Source organism: Streptomyces sp. NPDC104371 (assembly GCF_055583785.1).
In genome coordinates, this window is sequence record NZ_JBVJNF010000001.1 from 264936 (window position 1) to 286407 (window position 21472).

Annotated in this window: 16 protein-coding genes; 5 read left to right on the top strand and 11 right to left on the bottom strand. The window is 71.0% G+C overall.

Annotation, left to right across the window (positions count from 1 at the left end; translation table 11 throughout):
- Positions 1 to 62 precede the first annotated feature (62 nt).
- Positions 63 to 2150 (bottom strand): HelD family protein, encoded by a 2088-nt coding sequence (locus ACZ60T_RS01250; protein ID WP_469663375.1) that lies wholly within the window; start codon positions 2148 to 2150, stop codon positions 63 to 65.
- Between the two features lie 186 nt (positions 2151 to 2336).
- Between ACZ60T_RS01250 and ACZ60T_RS01255 the strand changes: the two genes are divergently transcribed.
- Positions 2337 to 2672, top strand: coding sequence for a hypothetical protein (locus tag ACZ60T_RS01255; RefSeq protein ID WP_365632637.1), 336 nt, complete (start codon positions 2337 to 2339; stop codon positions 2670 to 2672).
- Between the two features lie 107 nt (positions 2673 to 2779).
- Here the strand turns inward: ACZ60T_RS01255 and ACZ60T_RS01260 are convergent, their stop codons facing one another.
- Positions 2780 to 4102: an acyltransferase family protein gene (locus ACZ60T_RS01260; RefSeq protein ID WP_469663378.1), complete on the bottom strand. Its 1323-nt coding sequence runs from the start codon at positions 4100 to 4102 to the stop codon at positions 2780 to 2782.
- Positions 4103 to 4262: 160 nt separating this feature from the next.
- Between ACZ60T_RS01260 and ACZ60T_RS01265 the strand changes: the two genes are divergently transcribed.
- Positions 4263 to 6050 carry an AMP-dependent synthetase/ligase gene (locus ACZ60T_RS01265; protein WP_469663380.1) on the top strand — a complete coding sequence of 596 codons (1788 nt, stop codon included), beginning with the start codon at positions 4263 to 4265 and terminating at the stop codon, positions 6048 to 6050.
- A gap of 35 nt (positions 6051 to 6085) precedes the next feature.
- On the opposite strand, the gene mgtA is transcribed toward ACZ60T_RS01265, so the two are convergent.
- Both mgtA and ACZ60T_RS01275 read right to left on the bottom strand, forming a co-directional pair.
- Positions 6086 to 8662: a magnesium-translocating P-type ATPase gene (gene mgtA / locus ACZ60T_RS01270; protein WP_469664710.1), complete on the bottom strand. Its 2577-nt coding sequence runs from the start codon at positions 8660 to 8662 to the stop codon at positions 6086 to 6088.
- A gap of 109 nt (positions 8663 to 8771) precedes the next feature.
- A complete protein-coding gene (locus tag ACZ60T_RS01275) occupies positions 8772 to 9134 on the bottom strand; it encodes an ArsR/SmtB family transcription factor (protein ID WP_469663382.1) in 363 nt (120 codons plus the stop codon).
- Between the two features lie 294 nt (positions 9135 to 9428).
- On the opposite strand from ACZ60T_RS01275, the gene ACZ60T_RS01280 reads away from it, so the two are divergent.
- Positions 9429 to 11138 (top strand): LCP family protein, encoded by a 1710-nt coding sequence (locus ACZ60T_RS01280; protein ID WP_469663384.1) that lies wholly within the window; start codon positions 9429 to 9431, stop codon positions 11136 to 11138.
- Positions 11139 to 11221: 83 nt separating this feature from the next.
- Here ACZ60T_RS01280 and ACZ60T_RS01285 read toward each other — a convergent pair whose 3' ends face one another.
- Positions 11222 to 11443 (bottom strand): hypothetical protein, encoded by a 222-nt coding sequence (locus ACZ60T_RS01285; protein WP_365632622.1) that lies wholly within the window; start codon positions 11441 to 11443, stop codon positions 11222 to 11224.
- Positions 11444 to 11528: 85 nt separating this feature from the next.
- Here ACZ60T_RS01285 and ACZ60T_RS01290 point away from each other — a divergent pair, with 85 nt between their 5' ends.
- Positions 11529 to 12401 (top strand): alpha/beta fold hydrolase, encoded by an 873-nt coding sequence (locus ACZ60T_RS01290; protein ID WP_469664711.1) that lies wholly within the window; start codon positions 11529 to 11531, stop codon positions 12399 to 12401.
- A 5-nt stretch (positions 12402 to 12406) separates the two neighbouring features.
- Here ACZ60T_RS01290 and ACZ60T_RS01295 read toward each other — a convergent pair whose 3' ends face one another.
- The 5 genes from ACZ60T_RS01295 to ACZ60T_RS01315 form a co-directional block, all read right to left on the bottom strand.
- On the bottom strand, positions 12407 to 13213 hold the full coding sequence (locus tag ACZ60T_RS01295) for an endo alpha-1,4 polygalactosaminidase (protein ID WP_469663386.1): 807 nt from the start codon (positions 13211 to 13213) through the stop codon (positions 12407 to 12409).
- A 127-nt stretch (positions 13214 to 13340) separates the two neighbouring features.
- Entirely contained in the window at positions 13341 to 15116 is a 1776-nt protein-coding gene (locus ACZ60T_RS01300) for an FtsX-like permease family protein (RefSeq protein ID WP_469663388.1), read from the bottom strand.
- 2 nt (positions 15117 to 15118) lie between these two features.
- The gene (locus ACZ60T_RS01305; RefSeq protein ID WP_469663390.1) at positions 15119 to 15943 is read right to left on the bottom strand and encodes an ABC transporter ATP-binding protein; all 825 of its coding nucleotides are present in this window, start codon (positions 15941 to 15943) and stop codon (positions 15119 to 15121) included.
- The gene (locus ACZ60T_RS01310; RefSeq protein ID WP_469663392.1) at positions 15940 to 16482 is read right to left on the bottom strand and encodes a PadR family transcriptional regulator; all 543 of its coding nucleotides are present in this window, start codon (positions 16480 to 16482) and stop codon (positions 15940 to 15942) included. Before ACZ60T_RS01310 ends, ACZ60T_RS01305 begins: the two co-directional genes overlap by 4 nt.
- A gap of 199 nt (positions 16483 to 16681) precedes the next feature.
- Positions 16682 to 17416: a translation initiation factor IF-2 gene (locus ACZ60T_RS01315; protein WP_469663393.1), complete on the bottom strand. Its 735-nt coding sequence runs from the start codon at positions 17414 to 17416 to the stop codon at positions 16682 to 16684.
- Positions 17417 to 17602: 186 nt separating this feature from the next.
- Between ACZ60T_RS01315 and ACZ60T_RS01320 the strand changes: the two genes are divergently transcribed.
- Positions 17603 to 20686: an NACHT domain-containing protein gene (locus ACZ60T_RS01320; RefSeq protein WP_469663395.1), complete on the top strand. Its 3084-nt coding sequence runs from the start codon at positions 17603 to 17605 to the stop codon at positions 20684 to 20686.
- Between the two features lie 34 nt (positions 20687 to 20720).
- Here the strand turns inward: ACZ60T_RS01320 and ACZ60T_RS01325 are convergent, their stop codons facing one another.
- Entirely contained in the window at positions 20721 to 21461 is a 741-nt protein-coding gene (locus ACZ60T_RS01325) for a vWA domain-containing protein (protein ID WP_469663397.1), read from the bottom strand.
- Positions 21462 to 21472 lie beyond the last annotated feature (11 nt).

Sequence of the window (21472 nt, forward strand, 5' to 3'; positions counted from 1 at the left end):
CGTTCGATCAGTTGCCCGCTCCCTCACCCAGGCCCACGGTTCCCCGGACGGCTCCGCGTGATCTACCCGGCCTGCGGAACGGTGATCGTGCACAGTCGCTTGGTGGCCCGGGTGAGGGCGACGTACAGGTCACGTTCGCCTCCGGGGCGGGCGGCGGTGATCCCGTCCGGGTCGACCACGACGGCGGCGTCGAACTCCAGGCCGCGCGCCTGTGAGGCCGGTACCAGCCGGGCGTGCCGCTCGATCCCCGCAGCCGCGAGCTGCTCCGTCCTGCCGTCGGCGCATACCACCCCGATCAGCTCGTCCGGGTGCGCGGCACCCTGCGCCCGCACCTCACGCACGAGGGCGGTGATGAGCGACTCCGGGGTCGCGGCGAGGGTCCGAGGCGCCTCACCGCGCCGGATCGAGCGGATCGGTGGCCGGTCCGGGGCGATCCGGGCGAGCAAGTCCTCTGTGACGGCGAGGATCTCCTGCGTGGTCCGGTAGCTGACGGTCAGCGTGCGCAGGTCGAAGCGGTGTCCGAGGTGCGGGCCCAGTGCCTCCTTCCAGTCCAGGGCCACCGTCGCCGGGCCCGCCTGGGCGAAGTCTCCGACCAGCGTCATCGACCTGCCCGGACAACGACGCACGATCATCCGCCATTGCATGGCGGTGAGTTCTTGCGCCTCGTCGACGACGACGTGTCCGAATACGTGCTCGGGCGGGCCGTCGACCAGGCTCGCCGCCTCGTCGAGAAGGGGCACGTCGGCGTCCGTCCAGGGCGCACCGGGTGTCCGCCGCAGCAGGGCTCGTTGGTCGTCGGTGAACTGCCGCAGGTACGCGGGCAGCGCGTCGGCGTCCGTCAGCAGGGTACGGACCACGTCGCCGGGCGTGAGCCGCGGCCACAGGTCCTCGACGGCGCTTTCGAGCAAGGCGTCGTCCATGAGGTCCGCGCGCACGGCGTCGGCGTCGAACTCGTCGGCGCCTGTGGCCGGCGGGCCGTCGACGCCGAGGCGGCGCAGGTCCGCCGCGGCGACCCGATCCAGGTCGAGGCCGGTCAGTTGCGTGACCTGAGCGTCGATGAGTTCCAGCGCCTCGGCGCCGCTGCGGGCCAGCTCGCGCACGAGGGCATCGACCAGGAGCTCCTTGAACAGCCGACGGGCCCTGTTGTGCGCGAGACCGCTGGTCCGCGCCGTCTCCCGCGCCTGTGCGACATCCCCGTCCGGCAGCCGGATCCACTCCTGACCGACCCGGACGGTGAAGTCGCCGCCCGGGGCCTGCCGTGAGCGGACCACCGCGCCCAGCGCGTCGGCCAGCGCGGCACTCCCCTTCAGGCGCGCCACCTCGAAGGGGTCCGCGGCGCCCGGCACGACACCGGCCAGTTCCTCGCACGTCGCCAGGACGACGTCGTTCTCCCCGAGCGAGGGAAGGACCTGGCAGATGTAGTCGAGGAACCGTGCGTTCGGCCCCAGTACGAGCACGCCGTGCTCGGCTGCCTTCGGGAACGCGTACAGCACATACGCGGCGCGGTGCAGCGCCACCACCGTCTTCCCCGTGCCCGGACCACCCTGCACCACCGTCACCCCGCGGTGCGACGACCGGACGATCGCGTCCTGCTCGGCCTGGAGCGTGGCGACCGCCGCACCCATCCGCCCCGTACGCCTCGCCTGGAGCGCCGCCGTCAACGGGCCGTCGGCGACCACGTCCTGTCCGGTGGGTGCGGAGCCGTCGAGCAGCTCATCGCTCACCCCCACCACCGTGCGGCCTGTCAGGCGTAGATGGCGGCGCCGCCGCAGCCCCATGGGATGGACCGGCGTCGCCTCGTAGAAGGGCCGTGCGGCCTCGGCCCGCCAGTCCACCAGCACCGGCAGGTCGTCCGAGTCCCGGTGCAGCCCCAGCCGTCCGATCCGCAGGACCGTCCCGTCCGTCAGGTCGATCCGGCCGAAGACCAACCCCTCCTCAGCGCCTTCCAGCCGACGGGCCTCCCCCGCCAGACGCCCGGCCGTCACCTCCCGCTCGTACGCCTCGCCCGCGCTGCCGGGCGGCGCCGCGAGCACACGAGCCAACTGCGCCCGTACGTCGGCCAGCCGTTCGTCGAACAGCTCGCCTATGCCGGACACCTGAACCCGCTCAAGCTCCACCTCGCGCGCTGCACCATCGTCGATCTGCGACAAGAAAGGCCCCCTCGGTACAACCCGCCACTATGTCGAGGCGCCACTATGCAGACGGATTCCGCAAAAGTAAATCTTGACCGAAGCGGGTGGAACGTGTCCTTCGGCGCGGCACCACGCCGACTCATCGAACGGACCGCGAAATCGCGGGCCCACGCGGCGAATTGCCGGTACCTGTACTGTCCGTACATGACCTTGACCGACCTCAGCGACGGCTTTCGTGATGACGAGCAGCGGCGGCGCGTCCAAAGGGTCATTCATGATCGCCTCGCGGACGACCGCGATCCGCAGGAATGCCGCTTCCTCATGCGCTTCTGGTGGCAACTGCGCATGCCGTACCGAGAGGTGTCGACGGACGAGCTCGTCCGGAACGTCGGCAAGCCGAAGCTGGCCGTGATCGAGGCGCTGATCAGCGCCATCAGGTCGTCCCCTGCCGAGATCGACGCCTGGATCACCACCACACAGCACGCCTTCCCAGTGGTCCAGGACCGAGGCTTCAAAGCCGCCCAGGACAGGGACAGTTGACGTCGGCCGCGCCCACCCCAGACCTCCGGATCACCGGTCTGCTTGTCATCCTGGCTTTCGTGGCCGGTTCTCACGGGACTGCCTCGGCCTGAGCCCCTCCCCACGCTTCACCCGGTGTCAGCCCTCGCGCGACGGGCTGCCCAGAACGCGACCAGTCCCGCCAGGTAGAGCAGCAGGGCCCCCAGGGGGACACCCGCGGGCCCTTCGCCCTGGAAGCCGCCGACGGTGAGCTGGATGATGCCGACGCAGGTCGCGGCCGTGCCGATCAGTACCAGGACGACGGCCGACCGCGCCGTGCCCCCCGGCCCGGTGGCCGTCGTCGCTCTGCCGCGCGGGCGTTCGAAGCGTGCGAACACCGCTACCAGGATCCCCAGCAGCAGAGCGCAGGCCACCACCCACACCGGACGCCAGGCGAACCAGTTCGCCGACCCGATCTCCGGCTGGGGCATGACGCCGGTCGGGTAGAGCGCCAGCGCCGCCACGAGGACCGGGACCATGTGCCACAGGAACAGCGTCATGATCCCGCCGTTGACAGCGATCACCGCCATCCAGACGCGCCGCCGCCGCAGCCAGGGCCGCAGGAGCCCGGCGAGCAGCAGGAACAGTCCGGTCTGGGCCACGGCCAGGGCGAGCAGCGCGAGGGTCGGCGGCGAGGTGTTCTGCACCTCGGCCCCGGGCACGCCGACCATGCTGACCGGATACGGCCCGACCGTCGTGAGAGCGACCAGCGCGGCCGACCCGCCGAGGAACAGCCACCAGGGGCGCGCCGGAGTACGGGTCAGCGTGCCGTCGCGCCACGCGAATCCGAGCTGAGGAAGGATCAGCCAGACGAGCAGGAAGTTGGCGGCGCCGAGGTAGCCGACGCGCGTACTCAGCCGCAGGGCGTCGAAGCCGGCGGCGACCACGGTGAGGGCCGCCGGGACGGCCAGGCCCCAGCGCCGGTGGGCGTCCAGCATCGCGGGGGTCAGGGCGACGACCACCAGATAGACGGCGAGGAACCACAGCGAGATGGCCACCACCCAGGCGGCCAGCCGCACCAACTCCGGGTTCACACCGGCCAGCCGGGCAGCCGCGGCGACCGCGACCCCGACCACGATGAACACCGTCGTCGGCCGCAGCAGCCGGTCCGCACGCAACCCCAGCCAGTCGGGGTAGCCGTCCCCGCGGCCGCGGGCCGAGGTCCAGGACGCGGCGTTGGCGTAGCCGCCGACCAGGAAGAAGATCCCCATCACCTGGAACAGCCAGGTGAGCCAGTGGGTCCACGGCAGCACAGCGAGCACGTGCTCCCCGCCGAGTCGGCCGTCCCGGAATGTGATCATCACGGCCAGCCAGTGGCCGATCACCACCATGACGATGGCGAACGCCCGCAGGAAGTCGACATAGCGGTCACGGCGCGCGGGGGTGGCGTCGGCGAGGTCCCGAACCCGCACCCGGTGCTCCTTCCTCGCGCGTCCGCCCTTGCTCCGTGCACCCCGGCCCACTTCCGTGAACAAGGACTGCACCGTGTCCCATCGGTGTAATCGCACAATCGGGCAATTCACCCGGCGCGCCCCGCACGTCTCGCCCCCGCTCCACGCTGACACTGCGGGTATGCGCGAGTACGAGAGCCCGTCCACGATCCGGATTCCGCCGCAGGACCAGCTCGCCACGACGGTGTTCCGCAGCGATCGCCCCGATGCCGTCCTGTTCGACCGGCCGACGGGAAACGGCTGGGAGCCGGTGACCGCCGCGCGGTTCGCGACCGAGGTACGCGCCCTCGCGGCGGGCTTCCTCGCCGCCGGGATCAGGCCCGGCGACCGGGTCGCCCTGCTGGCCGCGACGCGCTACGAATGGACGCTGATCGACTATGCGCTGTGGACGGTCGGTGCGGTGCCGGTGCCGATCTACGACACCTCCGCGCCCGAGCAGATCCGGTGGGTACTGGAGGACTCCGAGCCCGTCGCGACGGTGATCGAGACCTCGGAACACCGCCGCCGTCTGGAGGAGATCCACGAGAACCTTCCCGGGCTGGAGCGGGTGTGGCAGATCGACGCCGGTGACCTCTCCCGGTTGCGGCAGGAGGGCGCCCACGTGCCCGCCGCCCAGGTCGACGAGCGCCGCGACGCGGTCCGCGCGGACGACACCGCCACCATCATCTACACCTCCGGCACCACCGGCCGCCCCAAGGGATGCGTACTCACCCACGGCAACCTGCTCTACGACGCCCGTGCCTCGATCGCGGCGCTGCGGGAGATCTTCGGCCAGGACGCCTCGACCGTGCTGTTCCTGCCGTTGGCGCATGTGTTCGCCCGGGTGATCCAGGTGGCCTGCGTCGAGCAGGGCGCCCGCCTGGCCCACACCGCCGACCTCGCTCGCCTGCCCGACCACCTGGCCGCCTTGCGGCCGACGTTCCTCCTGTCCGTGCCGAGGGTGCTCGAGAAGGTCCACGGCCGCGCCCAGCAGCGCGCGCAGGAGCGGGGCCGCGGCGGCGTCTTCAAGCGGGCCGAACAGGTCGCCGTCCGGTACAGCCAGGCGCTGGAGCGAGGGGGCCCCGGCCGGGGGCTCACCCTGGTCCATCGCCTGTTCGACCGGCTCGTCTACCGCGATCTGCGGGCGGCTCTCGGCGGGCGCCTCGCCTACGCCATCAGCGGCGGGGCCCCGCTCGACGCCCGGCTGGCCCACTTCTTCCGAGGTGTCGGCGTGACCGTGCTCGAGGGCTACGGGCTGACCGAGACCAGCGCCGCCGCCACCGTCAACCTGCCCTCCGCGGTCAAGGTCGGTACGGTCGGGCAGCCGTTGCCCGGCGTCACGGTCCGGATCGCCGACGACGGTGAGATCCTGCTCTGCGGCCCGGTGGTGTTCCCGGGCTACTGGCGCAACGAACCTGTCACGAGAGAGGCGTTGAGCGCCGACGGCTGGCTGCGCACCGGCGATGTCGGCGTCTTGGACGAGGACGGATTCCTGACCGTCTCGGGCCGCAAGAAGGAGATCATCGTCACCGCCGGAGGGAAGAACGTCCTCCCCACGGAGCTGGAGGACCGGCTGCGTGCCCATCCACTGATCAGCCAGGTGGTGGTCGTCGGCGATCAACGCCCGTTCATCGTCGGCCTGATCACCCTCGACGAGGAGGGCCTGGCGGCCTGGCGGAAGAGCGTCGGCAAGCCGACGGACGCCACCCCGGCGCAGCTTCGCGACGACCCCGATCTGCTGGCCCGGCTACAGACGGCGGTGGACGACGCCAACGCGGCCGTCAGCCCGGCCGAGCGGATCCGCAAGTTCAGGGTTCTCTCCGGCGACCTCACCGAGGCCAACGGCTATCTCACCCCGACCTTGAAGGTCCGGCGCGGTCGGGTGCTCCAGGACTTCGCGGGGGACATCGACGTGCTGTACGGGTCGTGAGGCCCCGCCGAACTTCACCGCAGTGCCCGGCTCCGTCAGCAGGCCAGGCGTGCGGCGGCGCGCTTCCGGGCCATCAGGAGTGCGGCGGCGTAGAGGGCCAGGACGGCGGTGAGGAGCACGTAGTAGACCGTCGGAAGAGCGATCAGGCCCAGCAACGACCCCAGGGGTGAGAGGGGAAGCGCCAGGCCGATGACGGCCAGGATGAGAGCGGCCCAGACGACCGGGGTCGGCCGGTGGTTCTCCGCGGTGCCGCGGCCGGCCCGCAGCAGCACCATCACCAGGGCCTGGGTGATCAGGTTCTCCGTGAACCAGCCGGTGTGGAAGACCGCCTCGTCGTCCCCCGGGCCCGGCCCGTGCACCACGAGCGTGAGAACGCCGAAGGTGGCGAGGTCGGCGACGGCGTTGAGCACGCCGAAGCGGGTGATGAAGCGCAGCAGGTCCCTCGGGTCCAGCACGGTCGGCCGACGCAGGGCGGCGGGGTCGGGCCGGTCGTGGGCGAAGGTGAGCTGCGCCGCGTCGAAGCACAGGTTCTGGAGCAGGACCTGTGCCGGGAGCATCGGCAGGAAGGGCGTCAGCAGACCGGCAGAGAGCATCGCGAGGACGTTGCCCACGTTGGACGACAGCGTGACCCGCAGATAGGTGGCGATGTTGCCGCCCGCGTGCCGACCCGCGGCGACCGCGTGCGCGATCGCGGTGAGGTCCTTCTCGGCCAGCACCACGTCCGCGGCCTCCCGGGCCACATCGGCGGCGTTCCTGGGCGCGATGCCGACGTCGGCCGTGCGCAGTGCGGGCAGGTCGTTGACCCCGTCGCCGAGGAAGCCCACGATGTGCCCGGCGGTGCGCAGGGCCTCGGTGATCCGGGCCTTGTGCGCCGGGGCGCAGCGCGCGAAGACGGTCGTACGGCCGACGGCGTCGGCGAGTTCGGTGTCCGAGAGGCGGTCGACGGCCTCGGCGGTGAGCACGCCGTCCGCGCCGACCGGGATCCCGAGGTCGGCGCAGACGCGGACAGCGGTGCCCGGATGGTCACCGGTGAGGATCTTGACGGTGACGCCCCGGTCGGTGAGGACCTTCAGCGCTTCGGCGGCGGTCGGCGCGAGCGCGTCCCGCAGGGTGATCAGCCCGCGGAAGGTCAGGCCGCGGGCGTCGGCCGGTCGGTAGTCGCGGGTACGGGAGGGACGTTCCGCGGTGGCGACCGCCAGGACCCGTACGCCGCCGTCCGCCTGCCGGGCAGCGAGCGTGCGCAGCCGTTCCCGGTCGTCGTCCAGCAGGGCACAACGCTCCAGTACGGCCTCGACGTCCCCCTTGACGACCAGGGTGTGCGTGCCGAGCCGACCGGGGGTGCGCACGACCGCGACGGCGAATCGACGGTCCGGCGCGAAGGGTACGGTCGCGACCCCGTCGTAGGCCATGAGCGCGTCCTCGTCGACGGCGTCCAGGATCGCCTCGTCGAGGGCGTCGGGTTCGGGCAGGTCGGCGAGTTGGAGCGTCCACCACGCGTTCACGGCGGCCCAGTGCAGGACCTCCGGGTCCTCCCGGCCGTCCGGGCCGAGGGCGCGGTCGGTGACGGGCCGGTCCTGGGTGAGGGTGCCGGTCTTGTCCAGGCACAGCACGTCGACGGCACCGACGTCATGCAGCGCCGGGAGGCGCTTGACGATGACGCCGTGGGTGCGGGCGAGCAGCGAGGCGCCGCGGGCCAGGCAGAGGGTGACGAGCACCGGCAGCATCTCCGGGGTCAGCCCGACCGCCACCGCCACGGCGAACGGCAGCGTCTCCAGGCCGCGGTCGCGCAGAGTCGCGTTGGCCATCAGCACCAGCGGAGGGGTCAGCAGCATGAACCGGATCAGGATCCAGGAGATGCCATGGACGGAGCGGTCGAAGGCGCTCGCCTCCGGTCGGCGGGCCCTGCGCTCGTGTGCGGCGGCGAACCGGGTGTGCGCGCCGGTCGCGGTGACGACCGCGGTGGCGCTGCCGGACGTCACGCTGCTGCCCTGGAAGCAGAGCTGCGGCCGGTCGAACTCCCCGGCCCCCGGCTCCGCTTGAGGACCCCTGTCGCCGACGGCGCGCGGCAGGTCGTCGGCGGACTTGACCACCGGTGCGGACTCCCCGGTCAGCGCGGCCTGATGCACGGTCAAGCCGCTGGCCCGCAGGAGTCGTACGTCCGCCGGGACCAGGTCGCCCGGCCCCAGCCGGATCACATCACCGGGCACCAGCTCGGCCACGGGCAGTTCGCGGGTCGTCGGAGCGCCCTCCTCGTCGGCCCGGCGGAGCACGGTGGCCGTCGCGGCGACCAGCTCGCGCAGAGCGGCCGCGGACCGGTCGGCCCGGTGCTCCCCGGAGGCCCTCAGTACGCAGCTCACCACCACGAGCAGAAGGATCACCGAGGCGGTGCTCCAGGCGAAGACGACCGCCGACACCAGCCCGAGGCAGCCCAGTACCGCGGTGAACGGATCGCGCAGGCTGCGCAGCAGCAGTCGCGGCCAGGAGGCGCCGTGCCGGGCGGGGCCGGTGTTCTCCCCCAGTCGCGCCACCCGCTCCTCGGCCTGCGCCTCGGTCAGCCCGCGCGGACCGCTGTCCAGTCGGCGCAGCGTCTGCAGCACGGTCGGCGCGGACAGCCCGGGAGCGTCCTCGTCCTGAGGCGTCTGAGCTGTCTGAGACGTCTGAGGCGCGGATACGGCCGACGAGCCAGGCGTCCCGGTGTCCCACGCCGAGGACGTGGTGGTCTCAGCCACCGGTCCCGCGCCGTTCGCGCACCGGAGCGACGGCGTGCTGCGACCGCGCGGTCAACTGCCCGACCATCACCCGTACCACGGTGACGATGTCCGGATCGTCGACGTAGTAGACCTGCCGTCGGCCCTCGCGGCGCGAGCGGACGAGTCCGGCGAGCTTCAGCTTGGCCAGGTGCTGACTGACGGCGGGCAGCGCACCGCCGACCCGGTCGGCGAGATGCGTGACATCGCTCTCGCCCTGCGACAGCGCCCACATCAGGTGCAGCCGGGCGGCGGAGGCGAGCAGTCCGAACGCGTTGGCGGCCTCGGCGAGAACCTCGGCGGACGGATCCTCGAAACCACCGCGGTTCCCCGACACAACCCTCTCCCGTCCCGCGCACAACACAGCCGACACCTCTGTGCGCACCAGTGTAGGTGTCCGGATGCCGGGGTGTTCCCGCGCCGGGGAGCAGGGGGTCGGCCGTGGTCGTAGGGGTCGTCGTCGAAGGGTGCCTTGCGGCAGGGGCTGTGCTGATCAGGCTTTTGGTTTGCTAGATTGCGCAACTACGCAACCAAGGCGGGGGGTTCCACCACGCCTGTCCGTACATTGCCGCTGACGCTGGTCGTAGTCCGAAGGCTCGTCCGGCGGCACGACCATTCATGGGAGTGGGAGATGAGCGACCCCCGGGACGGCACGGGCGGCCGGGCCACGCGCGACCGCGCCCGCCAGGTGCCCGGACAGCGTGCGGCCGAACGCGACGGAGGACGTCCTACGGGCGGCCGGGCCGCGGCGAGGGCGGCGTCCCGTGCGCGGGGCGGCGGCCGATCACGTCGCCGCGCACGCCCGACAGGGCGCGGGAAGCGGGCGTTGAAGTTCCTCGGCATCGGCATGTCCCTCCTCGTCGTGGTGATCGCCGGTGCCGGCTGGTGGTTCTACGAGCATCTGAACGACAACATCAACAGCGTCGCGCTCGACGGGAGAGGCGGCAGCGAGACGGCCGACGCCTTCGGCCGTACCCCGATCAACATCCTCGTCCTCGGCTCGGACGGCCGCACCAGCGCCGCCGACTGCAAGCTGGGCGGTGGCTGCGCGAAGACCGGCGTCCAGTCCGGCAACGGGAACGCGGACGTGGAGATGGTGGTGCACATAGCCGCCGACCGTTCCAACGCCACCGTGATGAGCATCCCCCGCGACACCATGACCGACGTCCCGGCGTGCACCGACCCCACCTCGAAGGCGTCCACGTCCGGCTACCACGGGCAGATCAACAGCGCTCTCTCGTACGGCCCGGCCTGCCAGGTGGCCACCGTCCATCAGCTCACCGGCATCCCGATCGACCACTTCGTCCAACTCGACTTCTCCGGCGTCGTGAAGATGTCCGACGCGGTCGGCGGGGTCGATGTCTGTGTCAGCGACGATGTCTACGACACCTACTCACACCTGAAACTGTCCAAGGGCACCCACACGCTCAAGGGTGAGGCAGCGCTCCAGTTCGTGCGCTCCCGGCACGGTTTCGGTGACGGCAGTGACCTCGGCCGTACGGTCTCGCAGCACATCTTCCTCAGCTCGATGATCCGCAAGTTCAAGAGCGCGGGCACGCTCACCGACCCCACCGCGGTCTACGACCTGGCCGACGCGGCCACCAAGGCGCTGACCGTGGACGACGGGCTGGGCAGTGTGAAGAAGCTGATCTCGCTCGCGGCGGACGTGAACAAGGTCCCCGCCAAGCGGATGACCTTCACGACGATGCAGACCTCTCCGGATCCGAACGACAGCAACCGCGTGGTGGCCGGTACGGGAGCGAAGGACCTGTTCTCCACCATCGCCAACGACCAGTCGCTGACGACCGGTTCGGGCAAGAAGTCCGCGGCGGCCTCGGCCACCGCCGAACCCACCGCCTCCGCTGTACCCGCGTCCCGGATCGCCGTGACGGTAGGGAACGGCACCACGGTCACCGGCCGCGCCGCGGACATCGCGACCGCCCTGACCGACCAGGGTGTCGGCTCCGCCACGGTCACCCACGACGCCGCCAGCTCCGCGACGACCACGCTGACCTACGGCACCGGTCAGAAGGCCGAGGCGCAGACGGTCGCGAAGCTGCTCGGGCTGTCCTCCTCGCATCTGAAGCAGGGCACCGGCACGGGCCTGGTCCTGGTGATCGGCGCCGACTGGCCGAGCGGTACCGGCTTCCCGGGCGGCGACTCGTCACCGGCACCGGCCGATGTCCACGCGGCGACGTCCAACGCTCACGCCTCCACCGCCGACGAGGCCAAGACCTGCGCCAAGGTGAGTCCCTACAAGACGGTCAAGCTCAACGGCGTCCCCATGACACCGTCCCAGGCGTATGCGGCGGCGCGCGGCAAGCCCGACTCCGATGCCTGAGGACGCCTGAGGACGACGTACGCGCGCGACGGGACGTCGGCCCTCCCGTCGCGCGGTCCGTCGGCGCAGCGCGCCGTGCCCCCTCAGGGACTGGCGACGTCGAAGCCGTACCTCAGCGGTTCGTCGGTCACGCCGCAGTCCCGGCGGTAGACGTACACGCCTTCCGCGCGCACGCCGGGCGGTGCGGCGTCGACGGGGCAGGGGTAGGTCACCTGGATCACCCGTGGCCGGTCGGGAACCCTCATGTGCAATCCGTCCGCCGGTCCGCCGTCGAGCACGGCGGTCTCCCAAGTCGCATCAGTCATCTCCACGATGACAGTTTAAAGGTTGCGCAAGTCTGCATGCACCGCGGTGAAAGTCGGGTGCGGGACACCCTGTCCCTCGCCGATGATGTCGATCGTGACTGGATACGTGGATGTTCCTGCCCGGCTGGGCGAAAGTGCCCTGTCCGACGGGCGGTTGCTCGGCTGGGCCGAGTGGGGGCCGTTGGACGGAGTGCCTGTTCTGTTGTGTCCGGGTGCGGCTACGAGCCGGTGGCTCGGGTTCGGCGCAGGCGTGGTCGAGGCGCTCGGGGTGCGCCTCGTCTCGGTGGACCGTCCGGGACTCGGTGCCTCGACGCCCGCCCCCGGACGGACCTTCTCCGACTTCGCCGGGGACATGCGGCAACTCTGTGCGCTGCGCGGGCTGGAGCGCCCGGCCGTGGTCGGGAACTCGCAAGGCGCACCGTTCGCTCTCGCCTGCGCCGCGGAGGGGGTCGCCTCGGCACTGGCTGTTGTCTCCGGCGCGGACGAGGTCGCCGCGCCGCAGTTCGCCTCGGTGCTGGAGGCGGGCCTGCGTGGTCTCGTCGAGCGGACCGTACGCGATCCCGCGGGCGCCGAGGAGTTCTTCGCGAGCCTCACCGCGGATGCGATGTGGGACATGGTCATGGCCGGGAGCCCGGCGTGTGACCTTGCCGTGTACCAGGATCCTGGCTTCGCGGCCGCTTACCGCCGGGCCTTGAACGAGGCATTCACCCAAGGGTCCGCTGGTTACGCCCGCGACACGGTCCTGGCGATGGCGCGGTGGCCGTTCGCCCTCGACGAGATCACCGTGCCGGTCGATATCTGGTACGGCGAGCAGGACACCAGCCACTCACCCGACAACGGAGCACTGCTCGCTTCCCGTATCCCCGGCGCACATCGCCATGTCGTACCGGAGATCGACGGCGCCCTGCTGTGGACACATGCCGAGTCGGTCCTCAGGTCGCTCTCACGCCGCGGGTGACCGGCTCAGCAGGTGCGGCGACGGTACGCGCCGTCCCCGGCCGGTACGACGTTCCGGTCGCGCAGGACCACCGACAGCTCCTCGCCCCAGGACTTGCAGACCTTCGCGAGCCCGTCAGCCGTGTACTCGATGACGAACACCCGGTTGTCGTACGCGTGGGCGTACGCGTCACATTCGTCGTACTGACCGCATTCCTCGGCGACCGCGAAGTCGAACCCGAGGTTCCGTCCCTTCCGTGCCAGCTCCACGGCGTTCTTCTGACCGATCGCCAGACCGGCCGCGTGGGCCCGGTCGGCGAGCAGCTTGCCGAAGGCCAAGTCGTCGGCGGCGGTGAGGAGTTCCTTGGAGCGCTCGTGAGAGTCGAGGTTGTCGGCCTCGACCGCCTGGAACCCGGCCGCGGCACAACCGTCGATCCACTCCCCCACGATCTTGGCAAGTCGCTGGCGCTTGGCGTCTGTTGAGATGTCCAGCAGTGCTTCGCCCCAGTCCCTGTCGACGACCGGTGCGCCACCGGAGTCACGGAGCAGCAGGTCGGGGTGGTGGGCCTGCCACCAGTCGGTGGCGTCCGGCTGTGCCTGGAAGGCGTTGACGTAGCAGACGTTGTACAGCCCCGGCGCGGGCTTCGCAGCACGGTCACGGGAGACCGCGCGCACACCGGACGGCGGCGAGTAGGCACCGCCGATCTGGTAGTCGAAGGCCATGCCCGGCTCGGGTACGGCCACCTCGGCGGGAGGAGCGGCGGAGGGCCGGTCCGTCGCCGCGGTGCCCTCGCCGCCGGACGTGGAGCACCCACTCGCCGCCACCACGAGCACGCCGCACAGTGTCACCGCCGTCAACACACGGTGCAGGGCTGAGCGTTGGCACGGAACTTCAGGACTCTCCACGTGCAGATCATCCCACTCGTCCGCCCGGCGTGATCCTGAGGTGTCCCGAGGCCGGTCAGGCGGGATCGGCGTCGAGGGTGCGTGCGGCGGGGCTGTTGGTGTGCGCCCACGCGGGGAGCGCGGTCAGCAGCGCGACGGCCAGCAGGATGACGAGTACGGCGGCGAGCAGCCACGATCCCGGGGGCGTGGTCTGCGTACCCAGGAGCCAGTACAGACCGATCCCGGTCGGGATGCCCAGCACCACTCCCGGTACGGCGGGCAGGAGTTGGGCGACGCAGAGCGCCGTGACGACCTGGCCGGGCGTGGCGCCGAGGGTACGGGTGATGGTCAGGGCGCGCCGGGCCTGGACGGCGGTGCCCCAGCCCAGGAGCACGGTGTTGATCGTGGACAGTGCCACCAGCGCGAGGGTGACACCGAGCAACACCTGGCCGGTCTGGTCGATGCGTACTTCGACGGGGCCGGTGCGCTTGAAGGCGGGTGCGTCGGCGAGTTCGGTGCGGAAGGTGAGCAGCGCGGTGACCATGAGGGTGGTGGCGGCCGTACCGGCGCAGGCCAGGACGGCGCGGCCGGGTCGGCGGGCCAGCAAGCGGACGCCGAGCAGCAGCGGCGTGGGCAGATGGGCCGTCATGGCGTTCAGGTGGGGGTGGTGGGTGAGCAGATGCGCGGGGTCGGCCAGCGCGTGGGCGGTACTGGTGCGGGCGGCACGCAAGGCGGGGCCGAGCGCGCCGGTGGCCGCGACCACGACAGCGAGGACGACCGCGGCCAAGACGGTGCGGGTGTCCGGAGGGCTGACGATGTGGACCAGTCCGGCGCTGGGATCGACCAGGCGGGGTGCGGCCAGCGTTCCGACGGTCAGTCCCAGTGCGGTGGCCAGGAGGGTCAGCAGCAGGTACTGCGCCAGCAGAACGGCGGTGACCGTACCGGGTCCGGCGCCGACCGCCTTGAGCAGGGTCGCGCGCCGGTTGTCACGGGCGGCGCGGGCGGTGGCGAGCGCGGTGAGGGTGACGAGCGCGGCGACGGCGAGCAGCCAGCCGCCGATGACCAGGGTGGGCCGGGTGAACTGGATCGTGACGGCGTCCGTGGTGAGGACGTCCTGCCAGTAGTGGAAGTTGAGCCCACCGTCGGCGGCGATGGCGTTGACGGCGGGCGAGCGGCCGAAGGCACTGGTCGCGGCGGGATCGGACAGCTTGAGGTACATCAGGTGGACGACGGGCGCGTCGCCTGCCGCCGCGCGAGCGTCCTCGGCGGTGAGCCACACCATGCCGCCGTACTCGGACGGTCCGGGCCCCTGCGCCGCGTCGCTCGACGGATAGACGCCGATGGCCGCGCTGATCGCGGTCCCGACGACCGGAATGCTGCGCCCGCGGAGGGTGATGCGGTCGCCGACGTGGACACCGAGTGCCTGCGCCAGGCCGCGCTCGACCACCACACCGCCGGGGCGTACCCAGGTCCCCGAGGTCACCAGCGGCCGGTCCACGGCGGACGGTGAACTGTCGCGTCCCATGGCCGCGGAGCGGATGGTCTGGCCGTGGGCTCGTACGGTGGTGTCGAACGCGAAGAACGGGCCGCCGAGCGCGGTGACACCGGGCGCGTGGGCGAGGCGGTCGGCGAGGCCGGAGGGGTCCGGACTCAGCGTCGAGGCCATGACGTCGGGGCCTTCGGTGGCCGCGCGGGTGTTCGCATACCCGGTGGACACCGCGTTCGTGGTCGCGGCGCCGAGGGTCAGACTGGCACCGGCGAGGGTGACGACGAGCAGGAACATGAGCGCCTCGCCGGGGTGGCGGCGCGTGTCACGCAGGATCAGGCGCGCTATCAGCAGCAGGTGTCCCATGGTCAGTTCTCCCAGCCGAACAGTGCGCCGAGTCCGGTGCCACCGGTGGTGTCCAGGCGGGTGTCGGTGGCCAGGATCCCGTCGCGCATGGAGACGATCCGGTCGGCGGTGGCGGCGACGCGTTCGTCATGGGTGACGATGACCAGGGTCTGACCGGCGGCGCGTAACTCGTCGAAGAGCCGGAGGACGTCGCGGGTGGCGGCGGTGTCGAGGCTGCCGGTGGGTTCGTCGGCGAGGACGAGCAGCGGCTCGTTGGCCAGGGCGCGGGCGATGGCGACCCGCTGCCGCTGGCCGCCGGAGAGCTCCGAGGGCAGGTGCCGGGCCCGGTGCGCGAGTCCGACCAGGTCGAGGAGTTCGGCGGCGCGCAGGCGGGCGGCGCGCGGTGAGGTACCGGCGAGCAGCGCGGGCAGTTCGACGTTCTCCGCCGCGGTCAGCTCGTCCAACAGGTGGTAGGTCTGGAAGACGAACCCGACGGTGCGGCGCCGCAGTCGGGCCAGCGCCCGCTCGCTGAGGTTGTCGACGCGCTGCCCGCCGATCCACACCTCGCCCTCGGTGGGCCGGTCGAGGCCGCCCAGAAGCTGCAGCAGCGTGGACTTGCCGCAGCCGCTGGGCCCGGTCACGGCGAGTGTCTGCCCGGCGGGGACGTCGAGGTCGACCCCGTCGACGGCCCGTACGAGGCTCTCGCCCTCCCCGTACATCCGCGTCAGGCCGGCCGCTCGCAGCACCGGGCCTGCCCCCTCACCCGGCCGACCGCCGGCCCATGCCGCGAGCGGGCCGTCGCCCGTACCTCTGGGCCGCGACCGGCCGTGCTGAGCGTTCCTCGTCATCGCTTTCCTTCGCCTTTCCCACGTGGTGTGCGGGCGGACCAGGTCCGCTCGCACACCTCCAGCCAGCGCAGATCGGCCTGTAACCGCAGCGCGATGCCCTCGAGGAGCAGACCGGCTTCCGAGTCGGTGTCGTGAGCGAGAACGGCGTGCTGGGCCTGGGCCAGGCTGCGTCTCAGCTCCTGCCGCCGGGCGTCCACGAGCGCGAGCGGATCGGCCAGCCCGGACTCGGCGGCAGCCACCAGCTTCAGGTGAACCTCCGTCACGTCCGCCCTGGGCCCCAGGCTCTCGGTCACCCATAGGGCGATCCGCTCCTGCCCGGCGGCGGTCAGCGCGTACACCTTGCGCCGCGGACCGCGTACCGGTACGTCCTCACGGTCCTGAACGACCAGACCCGCCTTCTCCAGCCGGGCGAGCGTCACATACACCTGCCCCGCGTTCAGCGTCTCCCCGAGCGGCCCGAGCGCCGCTGCCAGCCGTCTGCGCAGGTCGTACCCGTGCGATGGCTCCTTGGCCAGCAATGCCAGTACCACGTCCTGCACGGACCGCCCCCCTCAACGACCCTTCAATAGATAGCGGTTAGCCATTGAGGGCGTCAAACTCGGCTCCTGTCACCCGTGGTTGCTCAGGTGTGTGGGTGAAGTGCGGTTCAGGTGTGGCTGGTTGTGGAAACCGAGCGTCGGCGGGCGGGCGTTCGGCGGAGGTCCTCGCGGACGCCGGGTATCAGGGTCTGGACATCGGTCAGTGCGGTGCCGGTTGCGGGTCCAGGGCGTTACCGATGGTGCAGCCGCCCTCTCCGGGCATCCGCTGGATCCGGGACGGCACCCATACCTTGGTGTCGCCGGGGCTCACGCGGGCAAGAAGGCAGTCCTGCGCGTCGAAGCCGTTGCCCTGCACCGACAGGAGAACGCCGACCCGGCCGCCGTCCGCCTTCGTCTCGGTACGGATCGCCGGATCGAGGTCCAGGGCGACGAGCGTACGGCGCACCTCGGCCTCGTCCGCCCGGCCACCCTTCGGCACCTGAGGAAGCTTCGCGCGGAGTTCCTCGTACGGCAGTCGGGGCGGGGCGGGCGGCGGGTCGAAGGTCAGCGGAGGGCCGTGCGGGCAGTCCACGTCACGGGGTTCCTCACGCCATTCCGACGTGGGCGACACGCGTACCGCGAAACAACGCCGCACGACGACCTCCTCAGGGTCGAGCCATCCGTTGTACGCGGAGCCGGACGTACGGACGATCACGTCGACGCCGTCCCCGTCGTGCGTCGAGGTACCCGTCACCCGCAGTACCTCCACCCCGTCGATACCGGAAGCGGAGCGCCCGACCTCCTCCGCCGTACGCGGACGCTGCCCGTAGAGCCGCTCACCCACCTTCCTGGCCACCTCGCGCGCGGCATCCGTCGCCTCACCCTCGGAGGACTGCACCACTCCACAGCCAACGGTGAACAACAACAGCGGGGCGAGCAGCAGCAGTCGACGCATGCACCCATCCTTCCGACGCCGCGCGCGTCGGGCAACTGCTTGCGCACTTGGGCTGACGTGGGCGATCGCGCTCCGGTGGCGCGGCGGAGTTATCGACGGCGGGCGTATGCGTTGCCGGATTGCGGCGACAGGCGTCCGGACCACCGTTTACGCTCCCTCCGTATCCGGAATGCACGGGGGTGGCGGATGGATCCTGTGGTGCTCGGTGGCAAACTTGCCTCCAATCTGGTCGGCTCGCTGATCAGGAAGCTGTTCGTGGCGGACGGGCCGGGTGCTGGGCTGGTCGACAGGCCTGTGCGGTTGAAGGACCTGGTCTCGTTCCGCGGCGAGAAGCGCACGCTGGGCGAGAAGGATGTGCACAAGCTCGCGGAACACCTGGTCCAGCAGGCGATCGACTCGCCTGGCGAACGCCCGTTCCGCACCCGCGAGCGGATCGCCGTGGCGGACGCGCTGGCCCGAAGACTGCTCACCCTCGGCGACCTGGACATGGACGACGTCCAAGCCGTACGACTCGGTCACCGGGAACTGGCCCGCAGGCTGCGCCGGCAGGGTCCCGCACCGGACGGGCTGTCGAGTGACGCCCAGCTCTTCCTCGACTCCGCGACGGAGTGGGCCTGCCTGCAGATTCTGGAGTTCTTCACCCGCCGCTCCACCTTCGTAGCACGCACCCTGGTGGAACAGACCCGGACACAGGCGGAACTCATCGCCAAGGTCGACGAGTTGCTCGCCCGCACCCCGCGCCCGGACGCTCGGGACACCGCCTTCGAGCGCGGCTATCTCGACTACGTCGCCACGAAGCACGGCAAGCTCACGATCTACGGCATCGATCTCAGCAACTCACCGGACCGCTGGCCACTGGACGCCGCCTACCTCAGCCTGGATGTGATCGGACGCAGGGACGAACCGGACTTCGGGCCGGTGCCCGCCTCCCTCGTGTCCACCCCCGCCGATCAGGCACTGTCCGGCCACGAGCGGGTGCTGCTGCGCGGGGTAGCGGGCTCGGGCAAGACCACGCTGATCCAGTGGCTCGCGGTGTCCGCGGCGACCGGCCCCGGAGACCGTATGGCCTACCTCACCGGCCGGATCCCGTTCGTACTCCCCCTGCGCACCCTCACCCGGCACGGCGAACGCCTCCCGTCCCCCGCGCACTTCCTCTCCTCCGTCGGCTGCCCGCTGGCCGACACCCAGCCGGAGGGCTGGGAGCACCGCGTCCTGACCGGCGGGCGCGGACTCGTCCTGGTGGACGGCCTCGACGAGGTGCCGGAACCCGAACGCGATCGTGCCCGGACCTGGCTGCGCGACCTGGTGGACACCTACCCCGGCAACCGCTGCCTCGTCACGTCGCGCCCCTCGGCCGTGGGCGAGGACTGGCTCTCCGCCGACGGGTTCACCGAACTCGGACTCTCCGCGATGAGCCCGTCGGACGTGGCCTCCTTCATCAGCCGGTGGCACCGGGCGGCGGCCACCGGTGCGCCTGACGAGGACGCCCTTCTGGCCACCTACGAGACCCAACTCCGCAACGCCGTCCGCACCAAGCCCGACCTGGGCCGCCTCGCCACCAACCCGCTGATGTGCGGCCTGATCTGCGCCCTGCACCGCGACCGGCGCGGCTATCTCCCGTACGGGCGCAAGGAGTTGTACGACTCCGCCCTCTCCATGCTGCTGGTCCGCCGCGACCGCGAACGCGACATGGCGGTCCCCGAGTTGAGCGAGGAGCCCCAACTCCAGCTCCTCCAGCGGCTCGCGCACTGGCTCATCCGCAACGGCCGTACGGAGATGGACCGGAGCCGGGCGGAGAGCGTCATCGCGGAGGTGCTCCCGGCGATCCCGGCGGCGCAGGTCCTCGGGGACGCGAGCGCCGTGCTACGCCATTTCCTGATCCGTACTGGCCTGTTGCTCTCCCCCACTCCGGACACGGTCCACTTCGTCCACCGTACGTTCCAGGACTACTTGGGGGCGCGGGCGGCCGTGGAAGCCGGTGACTTCGGCCTGCTGGCGGAGCACGCCGCCGACGACCAGTGGTCGGACGTCATCCGCATGGCGGTGGCGCAGGCCCGGCCGCGTGAACGGGCCGAGTTGCTGGATATGTTGACGGCCTCCTCGGACAAGCGCGCCCATCTGTTGGCGATGGCGTGCCTGGAACACGCCACCGAGCTCGACCCGGCGGTGCGGTGCCGGGTCGAGGAAGTGGCGGCGACGCTGCTGCCACCCCGCACGGACGCCGACGTCAAGGAACTGGCGGAGGTCGGGCCGCTGGTCCTGGAACTGCTGCCGGGCCCGCAGGGGCTGTCGGACGAGGAAGCCGAGGCGGTGACGGCGACGGCGGCACTGGTCGGGACGGACGCGGCTGTGCCGGTACTGGCGCGGTACCGGGAGCACTCCGCGCAGCGGGTACGGATCAATCTGACGCGGGCGTGGAACCGCTTCGACGCGGATGTGTACGCCGACGAGGTGCTGGCTCATGTCGACACCAACGACGTCTACCTCTACCTCACCTCGCCCGCACAGGTGCGAGCGCTGCCACACCTCGGCGATCTGGCACGGATCAATGTAATGGGCGACCACGCTCCTGCGGATGTTCTGAGGGCACTGCCCGAGCGGGTGGACAGCCTCGGCTTCTACGACAACACCCTGCTGAGCGACCTGCGTCCGCTCGCCTCCCTGCCGTCGATCCGCCATCTGAATCTGTGGCGCTGTCCACAGGTCAAGGATCTCTCACCCCTGGCGGACATGGACCTGACCTCACTGTACGTGAACGAACTCGGCGGGGTAGCCGGGCTGGACCGACTCCACACACTCCAGGCACTCACCGTCGCAACGCACCTGCCCGGCGGGCTGAGCACCCTGCCTCAGGACGCTCCATTGACCTATCTGGGCCTGTGGAAAGAGGCCGCCGTGGAGACGGGGCTGCGCGGTCTGAGTACATGGCAGATGCTGGACCACCTCATCATCCCTGACGGCATCAGCGGACTCGGCCCCGAGGACTGGGCCGAGGTCGCCAGGCTCCCGCACCTCACCTACCTGGCCATCAGGGATGATTGCCTTCCTGGGCTCCTGTCCGCCCCGCACCTGCCCACGGTCGGCACCGTGCGAGTGACGAACGTCCAGGAGGACACCGATCTCACGCCGCTGTCCCGCTGCTGCCCACAGCTCCGCACAGTCGAGCTGATTCCGGAGCAGCACTCCAAGACGCTGGCCCCGACGCCCTACGAGGCCCTCCTCCCCGGCGTCGAGGTCACGGTCCAGACCGCCCGCCCCTTCCTCATCTGACACGTCCCGGCACAAGCCGTGCGGTGCGTCGGTGTCACACGATTCCCTTTGCGGTCGCGGCCTTGAGCCAGTGCGGGAACTCGCGCAGCAGGTGGTCGTAGAGCACTTCGTCGCTCACCGAACGCGGCGTGTGACCGGCGTGAAAGAACCCCGCGTTGTCCACGATCCGCTTGCCGGGGACCGCGAGGTCGTCGAGCTTGTGCAGGAAGTCGAACTCGTTCTCGTCGGGGTCGCCGAATCCGACGAACTGCCAGAACAACGGCAGCCGAGCCGCCTTGCATAGGTAACGCTCCGCGGCCAGACGGCTGGTGGGGCCGCCGTCGGTCTGGAACACGACCAGGGCCGGGGCGCCGTTCTCCGAGGTGAGGTAGTGGTCGATGACCGCGTCCATCGCCCAGTGATAGTTGGTGCGGCCCATGTGTCCCAGGCTCTGATGCAACTTCTCGATCCGACCCGCGTAGTCGGACAGGCTCAGGTCGGCGGTGCCGTCGACGTCCGTCGAGAAGAAGGTCGTGTGCACGATGCCGTCGTCGTCCAGGTGCGCGGAGAGCGCGAGCACCTGCTCCGCGAAGTGCTGCATGGTGCCGTCCTTGTAGTACGGCCGCATCGAGCCCGAGCGGTCCAGCACCAGGTAGACAGCCGCGCGCTGACCGCCCAACTCCCGCTTGCGCAGGCTCACCGCGGCCGACTCGTAGTGCTCCACCAAGCCGGGAGCGTCCTCGCTCAGCTTCACCAGACTGATCGCAGGACCGCGCGGCGACGGATCGTTCGGCATCAGATGTTCCC

Excerpts from the sequence above, each read along its gene's own strand:
- ACZ60T_RS01255 (WP_365632637.1), top strand. The coding sequence starts at position 2,337 with ATGACCTTGACCGACCTCAGCGACGGCTTTCGTGATGACGAGCAGCGG.
- ACZ60T_RS01265 (WP_469663380.1), top strand. The coding sequence starts at position 4,263 with ATGCGCGAGTACGAGAGCCCGTCCACGATCCGGATTCCGCCGCAGGAC.
- ACZ60T_RS01280 (WP_469663384.1), top strand. The coding sequence starts at position 9,429 with ATGAGCGACCCCCGGGACGGCACGGGCGGCCGGGCCACGCGCGACCGC.
- ACZ60T_RS01285 (WP_365632622.1), bottom strand. The coding sequence starts at position 11,443 with ATGACTGATGCGACTTGGGAGACCGCCGTGCTCGACGGCGGACCGGCG.
- ACZ60T_RS01290 (WP_469664711.1), top strand. The coding sequence starts at position 11,529 with ATGTCGATCGTGACTGGATACGTGGATGTTCCTGCCCGGCTGGGCGAA.
- ACZ60T_RS01300 (WP_469663388.1), bottom strand. The coding sequence starts at position 15,116 with ATGGGACACCTGCTGCTGATAGCGCGCCTGATCCTGCGTGACACGCGC.
- ACZ60T_RS01305 (WP_469663390.1), bottom strand. The coding sequence starts at position 15,943 with ATGACGAGGAACGCTCAGCACGGCCGGTCGCGGCCCAGAGGTACGGGC.
- ACZ60T_RS01315 (WP_469663393.1), bottom strand. The coding sequence starts at position 17,416 with ATGCGTCGACTGCTGCTGCTCGCCCCGCTGTTGTTGTTCACCGTTGGC.
- ACZ60T_RS01320 (WP_469663395.1), top strand. The coding sequence starts at position 17,603 with ATGGATCCTGTGGTGCTCGGTGGCAAACTTGCCTCCAATCTGGTCGGC.
- ACZ60T_RS01325 (WP_469663397.1), bottom strand. The coding sequence starts at position 21,461 with ATGCCGAACGATCCGTCGCCGCGCGGTCCTGCGATCAGTCTGGTGAAG.